General features: G+C 65.4%; 16 protein-coding genes. 13 read left to right on the top strand and 3 right to left on the bottom strand.

Features of this window, described 5'->3' with window-relative positions:
- Positions 1 to 34 precede the first annotated feature (34 nt).
- From ACQR0Z_RS30540 to ACQR0Z_RS30510, 7 genes are read left to right on the top strand one after another with little or no spacing between them, the layout of a single operon-like run.
- Positions 35 to 679, top strand: coding sequence for an amino acid ABC transporter permease (locus tag ACQR0Z_RS30540; protein WP_434921095.1), 645 nt, complete (start codon positions 35 to 37; stop codon positions 677 to 679).
- Entirely contained in the window at positions 676 to 1332 is a 657-nt protein-coding gene (locus tag ACQR0Z_RS30535; RefSeq protein WP_434921094.1) for an amino acid ABC transporter permease, read from the top strand. Before ACQR0Z_RS30540 ends, ACQR0Z_RS30535 begins: the two co-directional genes overlap by 4 nt.
- An 11-nt stretch (positions 1333 to 1343) precedes the next feature.
- Positions 1344 to 2111, top strand: a complete 768-nt coding sequence (locus tag ACQR0Z_RS30530) for an amino acid ABC transporter ATP-binding protein (RefSeq protein ID WP_434921093.1) — start codon at positions 1344 to 1346, stop codon at positions 2109 to 2111.
- A 24-nt stretch (positions 2112 to 2135) separates the two neighbouring features.
- Positions 2136 to 2528 (top strand): RidA family protein, encoded by a 393-nt coding sequence (locus tag ACQR0Z_RS30525; RefSeq protein ID WP_434921092.1) that lies wholly within the window; start codon positions 2136 to 2138, stop codon positions 2526 to 2528.
- A gap of 11 nt (positions 2529 to 2539) precedes the next feature.
- Entirely contained in the window at positions 2540 to 3142 is a 603-nt protein-coding gene (locus ACQR0Z_RS30520) for a DUF1989 domain-containing protein (protein ID WP_434921091.1), read from the top strand.
- Entirely contained in the window at positions 3139 to 3948 is an 810-nt protein-coding gene (locus ACQR0Z_RS30515; protein ID WP_434921090.1) for an urea amidolyase associated protein UAAP1, read from the top strand. Before ACQR0Z_RS30520 ends, ACQR0Z_RS30515 begins: the two co-directional genes overlap by 4 nt.
- A 12-nt stretch (positions 3949 to 3960) precedes the next feature.
- Positions 3961 to 4602, top strand: a complete 642-nt coding sequence (locus ACQR0Z_RS30510) for an urea amidolyase associated protein UAAP2 (RefSeq protein ID WP_434921089.1) — start codon at positions 3961 to 3963, stop codon at positions 4600 to 4602.
- A gap of 199 nt (positions 4603 to 4801) precedes the next feature.
- Here ACQR0Z_RS30510 and rutA read toward each other — a convergent pair whose 3' ends face one another.
- The 3 genes from rutA to ACQR0Z_RS30495 all read right to left on the bottom strand — a co-directional run bounded on the left by rutA (position 4802) and on the right by ACQR0Z_RS30495 (position 8209).
- Positions 4802 to 5884, bottom strand: a complete 1083-nt coding sequence (gene rutA, locus ACQR0Z_RS30505) for a pyrimidine utilization protein A (protein ID WP_434921088.1) — start codon at positions 5882 to 5884, stop codon at positions 4802 to 4804.
- Between the two features lie 158 nt (positions 5885 to 6042).
- Positions 6043 to 6789 (bottom strand): maleate cis-trans isomerase family protein, encoded by a 747-nt coding sequence (locus ACQR0Z_RS30500; protein ID WP_434875670.1) that lies wholly within the window; start codon positions 6787 to 6789, stop codon positions 6043 to 6045.
- Between the two features lie 22 nt (positions 6790 to 6811).
- Entirely contained in the window at positions 6812 to 8209 is a 1398-nt protein-coding gene (locus tag ACQR0Z_RS30495) for an FAD-dependent oxidoreductase (RefSeq protein WP_434921087.1), read from the bottom strand.
- Positions 8210 to 8609: 400 nt separating this feature from the next.
- On the opposite strand from ACQR0Z_RS30495, the gene ACQR0Z_RS30490 reads away from it, so the two are divergent.
- From ACQR0Z_RS30490 to ACQR0Z_RS30465, 6 genes are read left to right on the top strand one after another with little or no spacing between them, the layout of a single operon-like run.
- Positions 8610 to 9986 (top strand): MmgE/PrpD family protein, encoded by a 1377-nt coding sequence (locus tag ACQR0Z_RS30490; protein WP_434921086.1) that lies wholly within the window; start codon positions 8610 to 8612, stop codon positions 9984 to 9986.
- 31 nt (positions 9987 to 10017) lie between these two features.
- A complete protein-coding gene (locus tag ACQR0Z_RS30485; protein ID WP_434857373.1) occupies positions 10018 to 11682 on the top strand; it encodes an ABC transporter substrate-binding protein in 1665 nt (554 codons plus the stop codon).
- Between the two features lie 13 nt (positions 11683 to 11695).
- Positions 11696 to 12700: an ABC transporter permease gene (locus ACQR0Z_RS30480; RefSeq protein WP_434921085.1), complete on the top strand. Its 1005-nt coding sequence runs from the start codon at positions 11696 to 11698 to the stop codon at positions 12698 to 12700.
- Positions 12697 to 13602 (top strand): ABC transporter permease, encoded by a 906-nt coding sequence (locus tag ACQR0Z_RS30475; RefSeq protein ID WP_434921084.1) that lies wholly within the window; start codon positions 12697 to 12699, stop codon positions 13600 to 13602. Before ACQR0Z_RS30480 ends, ACQR0Z_RS30475 begins: the two co-directional genes overlap by 4 nt.
- On the top strand, positions 13592 to 15376 hold the full coding sequence (locus ACQR0Z_RS30470) for a dipeptide ABC transporter ATP-binding protein (RefSeq protein ID WP_434921083.1): 1785 nt from the start codon (positions 13592 to 13594) through the stop codon (positions 15374 to 15376). The genes ACQR0Z_RS30475 and ACQR0Z_RS30470 overlap by 11 nt, the downstream gene beginning before the upstream one ends.
- On the top strand, positions 15367 to 16914 hold the full coding sequence (locus ACQR0Z_RS30465) for an ABC transporter substrate-binding protein (protein ID WP_434921082.1): 1548 nt from the start codon (positions 15367 to 15369) through the stop codon (positions 16912 to 16914). The genes ACQR0Z_RS30470 and ACQR0Z_RS30465 overlap by 10 nt, the downstream gene beginning before the upstream one ends.
- The last annotated feature ends 5 nt before the right edge of the window (positions 16915 to 16919 follow it).

Here is a 16919-nt window from a genome sequence, read left to right as displayed (position 1 = left end):
GGGCGTGGGCGACGGGCGGTACGGACGGACAGCGATGAGCGCAGCCGACGTCCTCGCCATCCTGCAGGGCGCCGTCGTGACGGTGACGCTGTCCTTAGTCGGCATCCTGATCGGACTTCCTATCGGACTTGGCCTGGCGCTGCTGCGCTGGGCCAACGTCCCCGTCATCGCCCGCGTGGTCGCCGTCTACGTCTCGGTGCTGCGCGCGACGCCGCTGGTGACCCTGCTGCTGCTCCTGTTCTTCGCGCTGCCCAATGTCGGGATCGCGATCGGCCCGGTGTCGGCGGCGATCCTGGCGCTGGTCATGAACACTTCGGCGTTCAACTGCGAGGTCTGGCGCGCCGCGCTGATGAACTTCCCCAGGGAGCAATACGAGGCCGCGCAGTCCGTCGGCATGCATGCGAGCCTGCGGTTCCGCCGTATCGTGCTGCCGCAGATCGTGCGGGTCAGTCTTCCCGGGCTCGTCAACGAGATGTCGCTGCTGATCAAGGTCACGCCGGTGCTGGCGGTGGTCGGTGTCGTCGACATCACCCGCGCGGCGGTGCGGATCGGCGCCGAGACCTATGAGCCGCTGCCGCCGTTCCTGGTGGCGATCGCTATGTATGCGCCGATCGTGTTCGCGCTCGTTTCCCTGCAGCGCTTTATCGAGCGGCGCCAGCTCGCAGCCGAGGCGGCATGATCAGGGATTTCGCCATCGTCTGGAGCGAGCGTGATCTGCTGCTGAGCGGGCTCGGCAACACGACGATCCTCTCGGTGCTGTCGGCCATCGCAGGCCTCGGCATCGCCTTCGTACTGACGCCGGCGCTGATGTCGAAGCGGCGCTGGCTGGCACTCACCGTGCGCGTGTTCGTTGACGGCATGCGCTGCGTGCCGTTCCTGCTGTTCGCCTACATCGTCTATTACGGCCTGCCGTCGTTCGGCATCCGCCTCGACAATTGGAGCTCGGGGCTGGTGGCGCTGACCGTCTATCACGCCGCGTATCTCGCCGAGATCCTGCGCGGCGCCTGGGCGGCGCAGCCGCGCGAGCCGATCGAGGCCGGTGTCGCCTTCGGCTTCTCGGGGCCGCGTCTGTTCCGGCGCATCATTTTGCCGCCGCTGCTGCTCGCCGCGGGTCCGGTGATCGGCAACCAGATGATCCAGATCGTCAAGGACAGCGCCTTTCTCACCATCATCGCGCTGCCTGAGCTGACGCATGCCGCAAGCTCGATCCAGTCGCGCCACTATGTGCCGTTCGCCGCCTTCATTACCGCCGTGTTCCTCTATTGGGGCCTTTGCCTCGTGATCGAGGCGGGGGTCAGCGGCATCGACCGGCTGGCCGCGGCGCGGCGCTGAGGGAGGTTGGAATGACCGACGACATGCCCGTGCTCGACGTCGCCGGCATCTCCAAGCGCTTCGGCGACCTCGAGGTGCTCACCGACATCAGCTTCACGGTGACGCGTGGCGAGACGGTCTGCGTGCTCGGGCCGTCCGGCTCCGGCAAATCGACTCTGCTTCGCTGCATCAACTGGCTGGAGCGGCCCGATGCCGGCCAGATCTATCTCAATGGCGACCGTATCGGCGTCAACAATGGCGGCGTCGTGATGTCGGATCGCGAGCTGTCGCGGGTCCGCACGCGGATCGGCATGGTGTTCCAGCATTTCGCGCTGTGGCCGCATCTGACGGTCCTGCAAAATTTGATCGAGGCGCCGGTGCAAGTACAGAAGCGATCTGCGGCCGAGGTGCGCGAGGAGGCGATGGCGCTGCTCGCCAAGGTCGGGCTTTCCGACAAGGCCGATGTGTTTCCGGCGCGGCTCTCCGGCGGGCAGAAGCAGCGCGTCGGCATTGCGCGCGCGCTGGCGATGAAGCCGGACGTGCTGCTGTTCGACGAACCGACCAGCGCGCTCGACCCAGAGCTGGTCGGCGAGGTGCTGCTGGTGATGCGCGAGCTCGCCCGCGAGGGCCGCACCATGGTGATCGTGACCCATGAGATGGGCTTTGCCCGCGACGCCGCCACCCGCATCCTGTTCATGGATCGCGGCCGCGTCGTCGAGACCGGGCCGCCGGAGCGCTTCTTCGTCAGCCCGGACACCGAGCGCGCGCGCCAGTTCATCCAGCGCTACGCCGCAGGCTAGCGAAGAGATCAGCGAGGACACGCCATGGACCCGATCTATCATCTGCTTCCCGACGCGCCGAAGCCGGTCACGCCCTACAGCCATGCGGTGCAGGCCGGTCCGTTCCTGTTCGTCACCGGCCAGCTCGCGACCGATCCCGATGACGATTCGCTGCCGCTCCCGGAGGGCATCGAGGCACAGACCCGCAAGGTGATGGACAACCTTGCGCGGGTGCTGAAGGGCTGCGGCATGAGCTTCGCCAACGTCGTGTTCGCCCGCATCTATCTAACCGATTTCAAGCGCGACTACGCGCCGATGAACGCGATCTTCTCCAGCCATTTTAACGATGCGCACCGGCCGGGCCGGACCACGATCGGCGTCTGCGATCTGGCGCGCGGCGGCATCGTCGAGATCGACTTGGTCGCCTACAAGCCCTGAGGGAGAGTGCTATGCAGCCGATCGAGATTCCCGCGCGGCGCGGCAAGGCGGCGTTCGTTGCGGCCGGCCAGGTCGTCACCGTGATCAACACCAATGGTGAGCAGGTGGTCGACACCTGGGCCTTCAATCGCGCCGACCTCTCCGAGTTCATGTCCAACGAGCATACACGCGCGCATTCGCTGCATCTGGTGCCGCGGCCGGGCGACGTGCTCCGCACCAACATGCGCCGGCCGATCCTGACGATGATCGAGGACACCTCGGGCGGCATTCACGACACCCTGATCGCCGCCTGCGACCGCTATCGCTACGCGTTTCTCGGACACGAGGGCTATCACTACAATTGCACCGACAATCTGTTCGCCGGCATGGCCGAGCTCGGCCTGACGCCGCCGGAGGTGCCGAGCCCGCTCAATCTGTTCATGAACATTCCGTGGGACGCCCAGGGCACGCTCGGCTTCGCCGCGCCGCCGCGTCCCGTGCCCGGCGGCCATGTGCGCCTGCGTGCGGAGATGGATCTTGTGATCGCGTTCTCCGCCTGTCCGCAAGACATCCTGCCGATCAATGGCAAGGCCGGACAGCCTGTGGAAGCGCATTTCACGGTGACATCGGCATGAGTGCGCAGAACAAGGCCGAGCGCGCCGAGGCCAACCGCCGCCGTTACGAGGAGTTGCGTGCGGCTGGGCAGGAGCTGAAGCAGTTGCCGCCGCTGACGGCGCCGGACGGTGCGCCCATTGCTCCCGATGCGGTCATTTCGACCGAGCAGGTGCCGCCCGGATGGCACACGACGGTGCGGCTGTCGCGTGGCGAGGGCCTGCGCATCTCGGATGATCGCGGACGTTCCAGCGTTTCGCTGCTGGCCTGGCGGACCGAAGATCCATGCGAGCGGATCAACTGCGCCGACACCGTGAAGGTGCAATGGAGCGCGGCGCTGTCGAAGGGCAGGATGATCCTCTCCGATATGGGGCGCGTGCTGCTGTCGGTGATCGAGGACAGTTCGGGTGCCCATGATCTTCTGGTCGGCGGATCCACGGCGGACTCGACGCTCGCGGCGTACGGCGAAGTCACTCGCAATACCCAGGCCAATTTCATCTCGGCCGCGGCCAAGATCGGGCTGGGCCTGCGCGACATCCCGCCCTGCGTGACGTTCTTCGCGCCGGTGACGACCGATGCGGCCGGGCGGTTCGTCTGGCACCCCTCGCGCAAGCGGCCCGGCGACTTCGTCGATCTTCGCGCCGAGATGAACCTGATGGTCGCGGTGTCGAACTGCGCTCATCCTCTCGATCCCGCGCGTCCCGCGGCGCCGGCGCCGGTCACGCTGATCCGGCATCGGCTGCCGCAGCCGGCTTTTGACGATGTCTGCCGTACGGCATCTCCAGAAGCGCTGCGCGCCTACGCCTTCACCGATCGACTGTTCGTCTGAGGGGGCGCGTTGATGTCTGAGACCGATACGGACCAACCGATCTATGCCTTTGACATTCCCGCCGAGCAGCCTTGGTCGCGCGTGCTCAAGAAAGGCCAGACGCTGCGCATCATCGACAGCGAAGGCGAGCAGGCGGTGGACGCGCTGATGTATGTCGCTGCAGACACCGCCGAGCGCTACAGCGCGCAGGATACGCTGCGCGTCCAGGGCTCTGCCTATCTCGAGCTCGGTACGAAGCTGATGTCCAACCGTGGACGGGTCATGGCGCGGATCACTGCCGACACCTGCGGCCGCCATGATACCTCGGCAGGCTGCTGCTCCTGCGAGAGCAACGCCGTGCGTTTCGGCGAGGCGACGCGCTATCTCCATGCCTGCCGGGAGAACTTCATCCTCGAGCTGTCGCGCCATGGCCTGACCAAGCGCGATATCGTCTCCAACCTGAATTTCTTCATGAACGTGCCGATCGAGCCCTCAGGCAATTTTACCGTGCTGGATGGTCCGTCGGCGCCGGGCAACTTCGTCGACGTGACCGCCGAGATGGACGTCCTGTTCGTGATCTCGAACTGTCCACAGGTCAACAATCCCTGCAACGGCTTCGATCCGACCCCGATCCGCGTGGAAATCAGGGAGGCGGCTGCGCCAGCGACTCCATGATCGAGCTTGATCCAGCCTCACCACGATTAGTCGATCTCAATTGCCGTGAGCGCGCGGAATGACGGTGCAGGCGCTGCGAGTTCGCGAAGCCGCGCCCGCTCTCTTGAACGTGGAGGGATGTTTGGGTGCGGAATGTCAGGGACGTTCCGAGAGTTAGGTCCGCGCCGGCGGCGAGGCTCGCCGGCGCCATCGACCCGGATCAGGCCGCGCGGGCCAGGCGATCCTTGCGCGACTGCATCAGGGGCTGAATATGTTGGCCGAACGTATCGATTCCCGCGATGAAGTCGTCGAAGGTCAGCATCAGCCCCTTTGTCCCCGGCACCGTGGCGGCCTCGTCGAGCAGCTTCGCGACGGTGGCATAGGAGCCGACGATGGTGCCCATGTTGAAGTTGACGGCCTGCTCAGGCAGGTTGATCGTCTTGGCGGTCGAGGAGTCGGCAGCCGACTGATCCTTCGAACCCTGATCGGCCATCCAGGCCAGCGCGTCGACGTCGACGCCGTCCTTGTAGGATTGCCACTTCGCTATCGCGGCGTCGTCGGTCTCGTCGGCAATGACCATGAACAGCACATAGGCGCCGACGTCGCGCCCGGACTTGGCGACGGCCTCCAGAAGCTGCGTGTTGGTCTTGGCATGTGCGGTCGGCGTATTCACGCCGCTGCCAAGCACGAAATTATAGTCGGCATATTGCGCGGCGAACGCCATTCCGGTCGGGCTCTGTCCGGCCGCGACGATCTCGATCTTGTGCTCCGGCATCGGCTTCATGTGGCAGTCGGACATCTGGAAGTGCTTGCCCTTGAGATCCGATGTGCCGGTGGTCCAGAGATCCTGCATGACCTGGACGTATTCGGTCGAGTAGCCGTAGCGGTAACCGAAATAATCGTCGCCGGGCCACAGGCCCATCTGCTCGTATTCCGCCTTGGCCCATCCCGAGACGATGTTGATGCCGAAGCGTCCGCCTGAAATGGAATCGATTGTCGTGGCCATGCGAGCGACGATCGCGGGCGGCAGTGTGAGCACCGCGGTCGACGCGAACAGCTTGATCTTGGTGGTCACGGCGGCGAGGCCCGCCATCAGGGTGAAGCTTTCGAGATTGTAGTCCCAGAACTCGCTCTTGCCGCCGAAGCCGCGCAGCTTGATCATCGAGAGCGCGAACTCGAAATTATAGGCCTCGGCCCGCTGGACGATTTCCTTGTTGAGTTCGAAGGTCGGCTTGTACTGCGGGGATGCGGTCGAGATCAGCCAGCCATTGTTGCCGATCGGGATGAAGACGCCGAGATCCATTGCAGTCGCTCCTGGTTACGGAAGAGATCGATTGGCTCGCCGGCAAGCGCCTCGCCGGCTGATAGTCTGCTAGCAAACACGATGCCAGATATTGGCGATGCCGGAAGATGCGGCCACGGCGCGCGATCGGCAGGCGTCGTGGCCGGGAGAGCCATGGGTCAATGCTCTTCCAGCAGGCGACCGAGACCGGAGATCCTGTCGGTAATGCCGTTCTGCCGCAGGGCGTGCCAATACGTCGCGGTGTTGATCGCGATCACCGGCTTGTCGAGCCAGAACTCGGCGATCGCGGCGAGCCGGATCATGCTGAGATTGGTACCGACCTGAACGATGGCGTCGACATCGTCGCCATTGAGCTCGATCAGTCGGTCGCGCAGTGTATCCTCTGGAACCTCGGCGATGCCGGTCCAGCTCGGGCATTTCAGGCAGATGTCGCGCACCACCGTGTAGCCGGCCTCGGTGAAATAGGTCCGCACCTGATCATTGGCGACCGGATAATACGGCGTCAGGAACGCGATGCGCTTGCCTGCGCCGTAAGCCTTGAGCGCCGCCGTGCAGGCGTGCGAGCCGATGCTGATGCCGACGCCGCTTTCGCGCTCCACCTTGGCCTGGAACGCATCCGCGCCTTTGATGCCGCCATAGAAGGTGATGGCCGACATGCCCATCACGAGATAATCCGGCGAGCAGGTCATGACGCTTTTCACGGCATCGACCACGTTGTCCGAGATGATGCTCGTACCCGCCATGAAGGTTTCGTTGCTGACGGCGTGCGAGTTCGGCGTGTAGATGCGGCTGTAATGGTTGGTGACGCCGGCAGGGCGCATCGCTTCGAAATCAGGCTGGACCACCGTGTTGGTCGACGGGCCCAGCACGCCGAACTTCTTGCGCCAACCGAGAACATCACGCATCGCTTGTTCCTTATGATGCTTGTTATGCCTGTCGGGCTGCGGCCTGGCCGGCCAGCCGCCCGAGCGTCACCGCCATGCACAGGCCGGCGGCCGGGAGATAACCCCAGACGCCGGGGCCGGAAATGCTGCGCGCGGTGCCGCCGCCGGCAAACAGATTGGGCATCGGTGATCCGTCGGCGCGCAGCACGCGCGCGGTGTCGTCGACGACCAGGCCGCCCTGGGTATGAAACAAGGCGCCGGTCACCTTGGCCGCAAAGTAAGGGCCTTCGCCGCTCAGCGGAGGATTGCGGCGGAAGTCGCGGCCGAACGGATCCTCCGCCTCGCCGTTCGCGCAGGCGATGGCGTGGGCGAGGGTCGCCTGCAGCGCGGCCGCGGGAACGCCGATCAGTTGCGCGAGACTTGCCGCATCGGGCGCGGACTTGACCATGCCGAGCTTGGTGAGGGCCTGGTACTCCGGCCAGCGCAAATTGCTCTGTCGCAGCCGCTCGTCATAGACCACCCAGGCGACGCCGTTCGGCTGCGCCAGCACCTGCTTCGATTGGCCGGAAATGTCGAACAGTTCGTTGGAGAAGCGCGTGCCGGTCAGGTTGACCTGGATGCCGCCTTCCATGATCAGGTTGTAGTTGACCAGCACGCCCGATTCGATCGAGAGCGCGCCATAGCCCTGGAACGCAGCCATGTCGGCAGTGGCCGCGCCGAGCTCCATGCCCCATTGAATGCCTTCGCCGTCATCGCCCTCGTGCCCGAAATAGGGGCTGTCGCCCATCTCAGGGATGAAGCGTCGCACCATCTCGCGATTGGCGCCGAAGCCGCAGGTCGCCAGGACCAATGCTGCGCAGCCGATGGTTTCGCGGGTGCCGTCCGGACGCAGAAGACCGACACCGAGCACGCGATCCCTGTCGTCGGCGTAGACGTCGACGACATGCGCGTTCGTCGTCAGCGACACCCGTCCTTCGCCGGCGCGGATCAGGCGACCGAGCAATTCCGTTCCGCTGCGGGATGGCAGCCCGTGCAGCCGCGGCACCGAGTGGCCGAAATCCGTGCGCCAGGCGAGCTCGACATCGAAAGGGAAATCATGATCGGCCATCAGCCAGTCGATCGTGGGGCCGGACTCGCGGGCGATGGTTCGGGCCAACCGCTCATCGGTCTGCCCGCGCGTCTTCGTCATGATATCGGCAAACATCGCCTCGGCGCTGTCGCTGACGCCCTTGTCCTTCTGTGCCCGCGTCGCGGCCGCGCAGATGAAGCCCTGCGCCATGCTGGTCGTGCCGGTCGGGCTCGCGTCGCGTTCGAGCACCATGACATCCGCGCCTGCATCGGCAGCGGCGAGTGCGGCGGTCATGCCGGTTGCGCCGGCTCCAACCACGAGCACCGGCACCGACGCGTCGAAGCTCATGGCATGGGTGCGGATGACCGGCATTGAAAATCCTCTGATCGGGCGGCGAAGCCTGGTCGTGGACGGACCGACCTCGCTGTCGGTAACCAGTGCAAGATTGTATGCACTGTTGTTCAAGTCCGTCAACGCCTTCGACTACTCATCACGAGCAATCATCCGTCGCGTTTCAGAAAATGGCTTTCCTATAGGTGTTTTGCGATCGTGATGCGGCGATTGCTGTACTAATGGGCAGGTTGCCTACGCCGTTGCACAGAAAAAGTGTATGCAATCTTTTCGAGGGCGGTGTTAGCCTGACGGCCAGACGGCAGCGATGGGGGCTGGTCTTGAGGCGGATCTTTCAACTGGTCGGCTTACGCAAATGGCGGTCTCAGCCCGCACCTGGCGCGCCGGTCTCCGCGCCACGTGCTTGCGCGCCGAGCGTCGCATGAGCGGCAGCACTGCGCTGGTTGCCTCCGAGCGCTTCGCGCTTCATGTGGTCGCGACGCGTTTTGCTCAGTTGACCTCTGACGCGATCGCCCAGGCCAAGGTTTTCATTCTCGATACGATTGGGGTCGGCATCGCGGGCTCGTCGGCCGCCGGTGCCGATCAGCTCGCTGCGGCTTCGGCTGGGTGGGGCGAGGGGAGCGAAGCGGTCGTCTGGGGGCGCCGCATGCGCGCGCCGGCCTCGATGGCGGCGTTCCTCAATGGATTTCAGGTTCATTGCCAGGAATATGACTGCGTCCATGAGCGCGCGGTGCTGCATCCGATGGCGACCCTGCTTCCGGCTGCGCTCGCTTATGCGGACCGAAGGGGCGGCGTATCCGGGCGCGAACTGATCGCCGCCGTCGCGGTCGGCATCGACGTTGCGGCCGGTCTCGGTGTCGCCTCCCGCTCAGCGTTGACATTCTTTCGGCCGGCCACATCCGGTGGATTTGGCGCGACCGCAGCGGTCGCGCGCCTCGCCGGCCTCGATGCCGAGGCCACCTGCAATGCGTTCGGCGTTCAGTATGGCCAGACCAGTGGCACGATGCAGGCGCATGTCGAGGGCAGCATCGTGCTGCCGATGCAGATCGCCTTCAATGCACGGGCCGCGCTGCAAAGCTGCGATCTCGCCGCGGTCGGACTCGTTGGTCCCCGCGATGTGTTCGAAGGACCGTTCGGCTATCTCAAGCTGTTCGAAGGGCGCTGGGATCTGGAGCCGACCTTGGAGGGTCTCGGGCGCGACTGGCTGGTCAGCGAGCTCAGCCACAAGCCTTTTCCGGCCGGACGGGCCACCCACGGTGGGATCGAGGGCCTGATCGCGTTGCGTCGTGAACACGGCTTCACGGCCGCCGACGTCGAGTCCGTGCGCGTCATCGGTCCCTCCTTGATCAAGCGGCTTTGCGGACGTCCGGACGTGCCGGCGCCGAATGCCAACTACGCGCGCCTGTGCATGCAATTCATTGCGGCCAAGGCGCTGCTGCACGGCACGGTCGATCTCGCGCATTATCGCGGCGCCGAGCTGACGGACGCCGCGACGCATGACGTCGCCGCCCGCGTCACGATGGAAGCCAACGACAATCCGGATCCGAACGCGCTGGTGCCGCAGGAGATCGTGGTGACGCTCAGGAGCGGCGAGGTGCTGCGCCGGCGCTGCGAGGTGATGCTGGCCCATCCGTCACGGCGGCTGTCGCGCGATCAGCATCTGACGAAGTTCCGCCGCTGTCTGGAGTTCGCGCAGGTGCCGCTGCATCCAGAGTCCGGTGACCGGCTGATCGACATGGTCGATCGGCTCGAAGACGTCGAGGACGTCCGGGCGCTGACCGCGCTGCTGATGCAATGAGCCGGGGATGAAGAGAACAGGAGAACGAGGGATGCGGACGATCTGGGCTGGGCTGACGATGCTGGCGCTCGCGGCAACACCGGCTGTAGCCGAAAGCCAGCTGCTGTTCCTGGCCGAGGACGTCCCAGCCGGGCTGGACTATGACGGCCCGTCGGTTTCGACCAACACCTCGCAGACCGGATTCATCAATCTGTCCGAGCCTTACATCTATTACCCCTATGGCCCGGCCAACAGCGAAGGCATCCGCACGCTCGACTACTCCAAATATGAGGGGCGCCTGGTCGAGAGCTGGGAGTTCGACGAGCCGAGCCTGACCTGGACCTTCCATCTGCGCAAGGGCGTCAAGAGCTGCGCCGGCAACGAGTTCACGGCAGACGACGTGCTCTACACCTTTGCGCGCGCAAAATCGGTCAGCGGCAAGGCGCCGATCGGCTGGTTCCTGGCCAATCTCGCCTCGGTCTCAGGCTTCACGCGCGACGTCTTCAAGCCCGGGGCGGACAAGAGCCTGGGCGATGCGGTCACCAAGGTCGACGACTACACCGTGCGCATCAAGCAGTCGTCGCCGAACCGCCTGTTCCAGATGGTGATGACGATCTATTCGACCTATCCTTACGACAGCAAGGAGATGAAGAAGCACGCCACCGAGGCCGACCCGTGGGCGCATGACTACGTCAACACCCAGAACGTGCCGTCCTTCGGGGCCTACTGCCTGGAGCGCTGGACCAAGGATGACGAGTTCGTCCTGGTCGCCAACCCGAACTATTACCGCGGCAAGCCGGCGATCGATCGCGTCGTCATCAAGAAGGTGCCGCAGAGCTCGAACCGGACGCTGGCGCTGCGCAGCGGCAGCGCGCAGTTGACCCAGCGCCTGACGGCGCGCGAGTTCAATGGCCTGCGCAAGGCCAACGGCGTCAAGGTCGCCGGCATCTTCGGTAACGAGGTTCTGATCCTCAACCTGAACTTCAAGACGCCGCCGTTCGATAACCCGAAGCTGCGTCAGGCGATCGCCTATGCGATGCCGTATCAGCAGATCACCAATGTCGGCTATTCCGGCGCGGCCCAGCACATGGACGGTCACTTCTCGCGGGCGCTGAATGCCTATGTGAAGCCGTCGACGCAATACGACACCGACCTCGCCAAGGCCAAGCAGCTGCTGGCCGAGGCCGGCTATCCCGAAGGCAAGGGGCTGGAGGCATACCCCGACGCGTTCAAGCTCGCCTTCGTCGCCGAGCGCGAGTCGCTGCTGGGGCCGATCGCCACCGTGATCCAGTCGTCGCTGAAGGATATCGGCCTTCCGGTCCAGCTCGATCCCTTGCCGCAGACGCAGATGAGCGACCGTCGAATCGTCAAGAAGGATCTGCCGATGGGTCTGTCCGATCAGGAAAAGCCCGTCGGACCCGACGTCGGCTACGCGACGATGCTGTTCTTCGTGTCGACCGCCGCGGGCGGCGTCAACAACCTCGCCAATTATTCGAGCCCGGACGTCGACAAGCTGTTCAGCGAGGCCAAGAGCGAGGTCGACGACGCGAAGCGCCGCCAGATCCTGACCCAGATCCAGGAGCGGCTGCAGACGGATCTCGCCTGGGTGCCGCTGGTCGAGACCAAGACGGAGTGGGCCTTTTCCAGCAAGCTGTCCGGCGTCACCTGGCACCCGGAGAACTCGATCCACTTCATCGATCTGCAACTGCAGAACTGACGGAGCCGGTCGCGTGATCCCGTTCGTCGCCCGGCGGTTGGCCGTCGCCATGCTGCAGCTGGTCGGGCTGCTGCTCGTGGTGTTCTTTGCGATCCGCATGTTGCCGGCGGATCCGGTGGCGCGGCTCGTCGGCATGAACGCGACGCGCGAGGCGTATCTGTCGTCCCAGCATGCGCTCGGGCTGGACAGACCCGTGCTCGAGCAGCTCCTGAGCTATGCGGCCGGCGTCGCGCGTGGCGATTTCGGCCGCTCCTGGGTGAGCGGCGCGCCTGTCATGCAGGACATCCGCAATGTCCTGCCGGTCACCATCGAACTGATCACGATCAGCTTCGTGCTCGCGTTTCTATTGTCCGTGCCGCTCGGCATGCTCTGCGCACTGCGCCCCGGCGGCGTTGCTGACAGCGCGACCTTCACCTACAGCCTGTTCGCCGGCTCGCAGCCGGAGTTCTGGTGGGGGCTTCTGTTCATCTACGTGTTCTTCGCCGTGCTGGGCTGGGCGCCGGCGCCGCTCGGCCGGATCGATCCGATGATGACGCCGCCGGCGGCGGTCACCGGATTCATCACCATCGACTCGCTGCTCGCCGGCAACATGACGGCGCTGCGCGATGCGCTCCACCATCTGGCGCTGCCGATCGCCACCAAGGTGTTCGTGCTCTCAGGCCCGATCATCAAGATGGTCCGGCAGAACATGGTCCGCGTGCTCGGCGCCGACTACATCCTCTATGCCCGCGCCTCCGGACTGCCGCCGTGGCGGATCGCGCTGGTCGCGCTGAAGAACGCGCTGGTTCCGGCGCTGACGCTGCTCGGCGTGCTCTATGGTTACATTCTCGGCGGCGCGGTGCTGATCGAGACGGTGTTCTCGCTCGGCGGAATCGGTCAATACGCCGTGCGATCCGTGCTCGCGTTCGACTATCCGGCGATCCAGGCGGTCGTACTGGTGATCGCCGCGATCTCGCTGTTCGTCTATCTCGCGCTCGATGTGGTGCATGCCTGGATCGATCCGAGGCTCGCGGCATGACCGAGTTGATCGACACGGCCGACATCGGCCAGCGAATCGTAGAAAAGCGAAGACCATCGTGGCTGTTCGGCTTCGGAACGGCGCTTGTGCTGTTGTCGCTGTTCCTGATGGTGGCGGGCCCGTGGCTCGCGCCCTACGATCCGAGCCGGCCGACGATGGAGGTGAGCGAGCCGCCGCCGGAGCTCGCGAGCGTTCCCGGATTGATGTGGAGCGCCTTGCGCGGCGCGCCGCATCCGCCGATCCATTGGTTCGGCACCGACGCCACCGGCCTCGACGTCTTCTCGCGGGTAATCGCCGCGCCGCGCACCGACGTGGCGATCGCGGTCGGCGCCAATCTCGCGTCGCTGATCATCGGCAGCCTGCTCGGCCTCCTCGCCGGCTTCGCGCGGTCATGGATCGCGGTGACGGTGATGCGGCTGTCGGACCTGATCCAGGCGTTTCCGGTCTTCATCACCGGCATGATCCTGGTGACCCTGGCCGGCCGCAGCAACAGCACGATCATCGTCACGCTCGCCTTCCTCTACACGCCGATCTATGTGCGCCTGACCCGCGCGGAGGTGCTGGCGCAACGCGCCCGCGGCTTCGTCGATGCCTCGCGCGCGCTCGGCAAGAGCGAGTTGTTCATCGCGCTGCGCCACGTGTTGCCCAATGCGTTGGCGCCATCGTTGATCCAGGCCTCGGTCACGATCGGTTTCGCGATCCTGATGACCGCCGGCCTCAGCTTCGTGGGCGCCGGGGTGCGGCCGCCGTCGCCGGAGTGGGGGCTGATGATCGCCGCCAGCGCCAATGACCTGATCCAGGGCGAATGGTGGTCGTCGCTCTTCCCGGGTCTCGCGATCTCGCTGACGGTGTTCGGCTATGCCGCCTTCGGCAACGGTCTGGAGCGCATCTATGCCGAATGAGACCGCGGTCATCGATGTCAGGGGGCTGACCGTCGCCTACGGCGCGCGTGCCGCGATCTCGGACTTCGCGCTGACCATCGCCCCTGGCGAGGTGGTCGGCCTGACCGGCGATTCCGGCAGCGGCAAGTCGACGCTCGCCTTGGCGCTGCTCGGCCTGACCCGCGGCAACGGCCGCATCGTCAGCGGCCAGATCATGATGCAGGGCACCGATCTGCTCGCGCTCGATGAAGCCGAGCGCCGCGAGTGGCGCGGCCGTGACATCGGACTGATCGTGCAAAATCCGCGCAGCGCGCTCAGCCCGCTGCACCAGGTCGGCAGCCAGATCGCCGACGTCTATCGCTCGCACCATCCGGTGTCTGCGCGGCAGGCCGAAGCGCATGCGGTCGCGATGCTGCGCAATCTCGGCCTCAATGATCCCGAGCGACGCGCCAAGGCCTATCCGCACGAGATCAGCGGCGGCATGGCGCAGCGGGTGCTGATCGCGATGGCGCTTGGATCGGGGCCGCGGCTGGTGGTCGCGGACGAGCCGACCAGCGGTCTCGACGTGACGATCCAGGCGCAGTTCCTCGACGAAATGTGGCGCTCGGTGCGCGAGGCCGGATCGGCGGCGCTGCTGATGACCCAGGATCTCGGCATCATCGCCAACTACTGCGACCGCGTGATCGTGCTGCAGGACGGACGCAAGGTCGAGGACGCGCCGACGGCTTCGTTCTACGCCGCGCCGCGCGACGACTACAGCCGCTCGATCCTGGCGCGCCGCAAGGAGGCAACGGTGCGCGCCGCAGCAGTCACGCCGCTGCTCAGCATCAGCGGTCTGCGCAAGACGTTCCCGCTGCGCGACAGCGACAAGCGGGTGCAGGCCGTCGATGACGTCAGCTTCACGGTCGGCCGTGGCGAGACGCTCGGCCTGGTCGGCGAGAGCGGCTCCGGCAAGACGACGGTCGGGCGCGCCATCCTGCGGCTCGTCGAGCCGGATGCCGGAGAGATCGATTTCAGCGGCCGCTCGCTCAGCCGCGCCTCCCCACGCGAGTTGCGGCTGCTTCGGCGCAAGATGCAGATCGTGTTCCAGGATCCGCTCGACTCGCTCGATCCGCGCTGGACGGTTGCCGATCTCCTCGCCGAGGCGATCGAGCCGAAAGCGGACCGCACGCGCATCAACGAATTGCTGGAACTGGTCGGCCTGTCGCCCGAGACGGCGCGGCTCAAGCCGCGCGCCCTGAGCGCCGGAGCGCAGCAGCGGGTCAACATCGCGCGCGCGGTTGCGGTCGAACCCGACCTGATCGTGCTGGACGAGCCGACCTCGGCGTTGACGCCGCTGGCGCGGCTCGCGATCATTAGACTGCTGCGCAGCCTGCAGGAGCGGCTCGGCGTCTCCTATGTGTTCATCTCGCACGATCTCAACACCGTCGAGGAGATGAGCCATCGCGTCGCCGTGATGTATCTCGGCCAGATCGTCGAGATCGGCACCCGCGAGCAGATCTTCCGCCGCCCGCTGCATCCGTATTCGAAGGCGCTGCTGGCGGCGCATCTCGTGGCCGACTCCAGCCATCGCCGTGTCGACCGGACCGACATCGAGGCGCTGAGCGGCGAAATTCCGAGCCCGATCGATCTGCCGCGCGGCTGCTATCTCGCCGGGCGCTGCCCGGTCGCGCTGCCGTCCTGCAGCGGCCAGCCGCAGCCGCTGCTCGCCGCGCCCGATGGGCGGCTGGTGCGCTGCGCGCCGGCCATCGCCAACGTCCTGCCAGCATCCCTCAAGGAGGCCTCATGCATCTGACGCGCCGTTCATTCGTGGCCGGTGGCGCCGCTACCATCGCCGGCGTCTCGCTGTTCGATCCCGATCTGGCCCTGGCGGCCGACAGGACGCTGACGATCGCGCTGCCCAACAATCCCTCGACGCTCGATCCGATCCAGATCTCCAATCATGACGCGATGGCGATCACCAACGCCGTGTTCGAGAACCTGCTCGAGATCGACCTCGACGGCAAAGTCGTGCCGTCGCTGGCGCGTGCCATGCCGGAGATCTCCGACGACCAGACCGTGTTCAAGTTCGACCTGCGCGACGACGTCGTGTTTCACGACGGCTCGCCGTTCAGCGCCGAGGACGTCAAATACTCCTACGAATACATGCTGGACCCGAAGAACAAATCGGTCCGCCGCTCGCTGTTCGCGCCGATCCAGGAGATCGTGATCGAGAGCCCGACCCGGATCGTGTTCAAGATGAAATCGCCGTACCGGCCGTGGTTTCAGTACATGACCAAGTTCATGGGGATCTTTCCCAAGGGCAGTCGCGAGAAGCTCGGCGACAACGGCTTCAAGACCGCGCCGGTCGGCGTGGGCACGGGGCCGGGGGCCTTCGTCGCCTGGAAGCAGAACGATTATGTCGAGTTGAAGCGGCACGACAAATATTGGCGCAAGGGAGTTCCTGTATGGGACCGCCTGGTCGCGAGGATCGTGCCGGAGGACGCCACCCGCGTCGCCTATCTGATGACGAACCAGGCTCAGATCATCAGCGCGCCGCCGCCGCACGAGTTCGAGCGGCTCAAGACGGTGCCGGGCATCGCGACCGGCAGCAAGGTCGCCGTCGGCGGCATGTGGTTCCTGCAGACCAACACCAAGCGGGCGCCGTTCGACGATGTGAATTTCCGCAAGGCCGTCTCCTGCGCCATCGATCGCCGGAAGATCGCCCGCGAGGTGTTCTATGGGCTGATGGACCCGAGCGCGGTGCCGGCGCCGACCAACGTCTCCTATTTCAATGCCGAGGCCGACAAGGCGGTGGGATACGACCCGGCGAAAGCGCGGGATTACCTGTCGCGCTCCAAATACGCAGGGAATGCCGAGTTCGAGCTGCTGGTGCCGTCGACGCCCTATCTGTTCGACCAGTCGGAAGCCGCGATCGTGATCCAGTCGCAGCTCGCCGAGGTCGGCATCAAGATGAAGATCACGGCCATGGAGATGCCGCAGATCCTGTCGCGCGCCATGGCGGGCACGCAGGTCGCCTCGGCGCTGCCGCTGATGGGACCGAGCGATCCGACCTTCATCATGCAGATCTGCTACACGGCCGATCAGATCATGTCGAAATCGTCGGGCTGGACCAGCCCGGCGCTCGATGACGCCATCAAGGAGAGCTACAAATACCAGGATCCGGCGCATCTCGACCCGCTGTTTAAGAAGATGCAGGTGATCCTGGCCGAGGACTGTCCCAACGTCTGGCTTGGTTTCGTCGGCGTCGCGAATGCCTGGCGCGCCGACATCAAGGACTTCGTGCCGAACACGGGTCTCACGATCTGGACCCGCGACGTCAAGATGAGCTGAGCGGT

The sequence above is a fragment of the Bradyrhizobium sp. HKCCYLS3077 genome (assembly GCF_051167555.1).
Classification (GTDB): Bacteria; Pseudomonadota; Alphaproteobacteria; order Rhizobiales; family Xanthobacteraceae; genus Bradyrhizobium.
The sequence above is the reverse complement of the archived record's forward strand: the minus strand, read 5'-3'. Positions and strand labels throughout refer to the sequence as shown.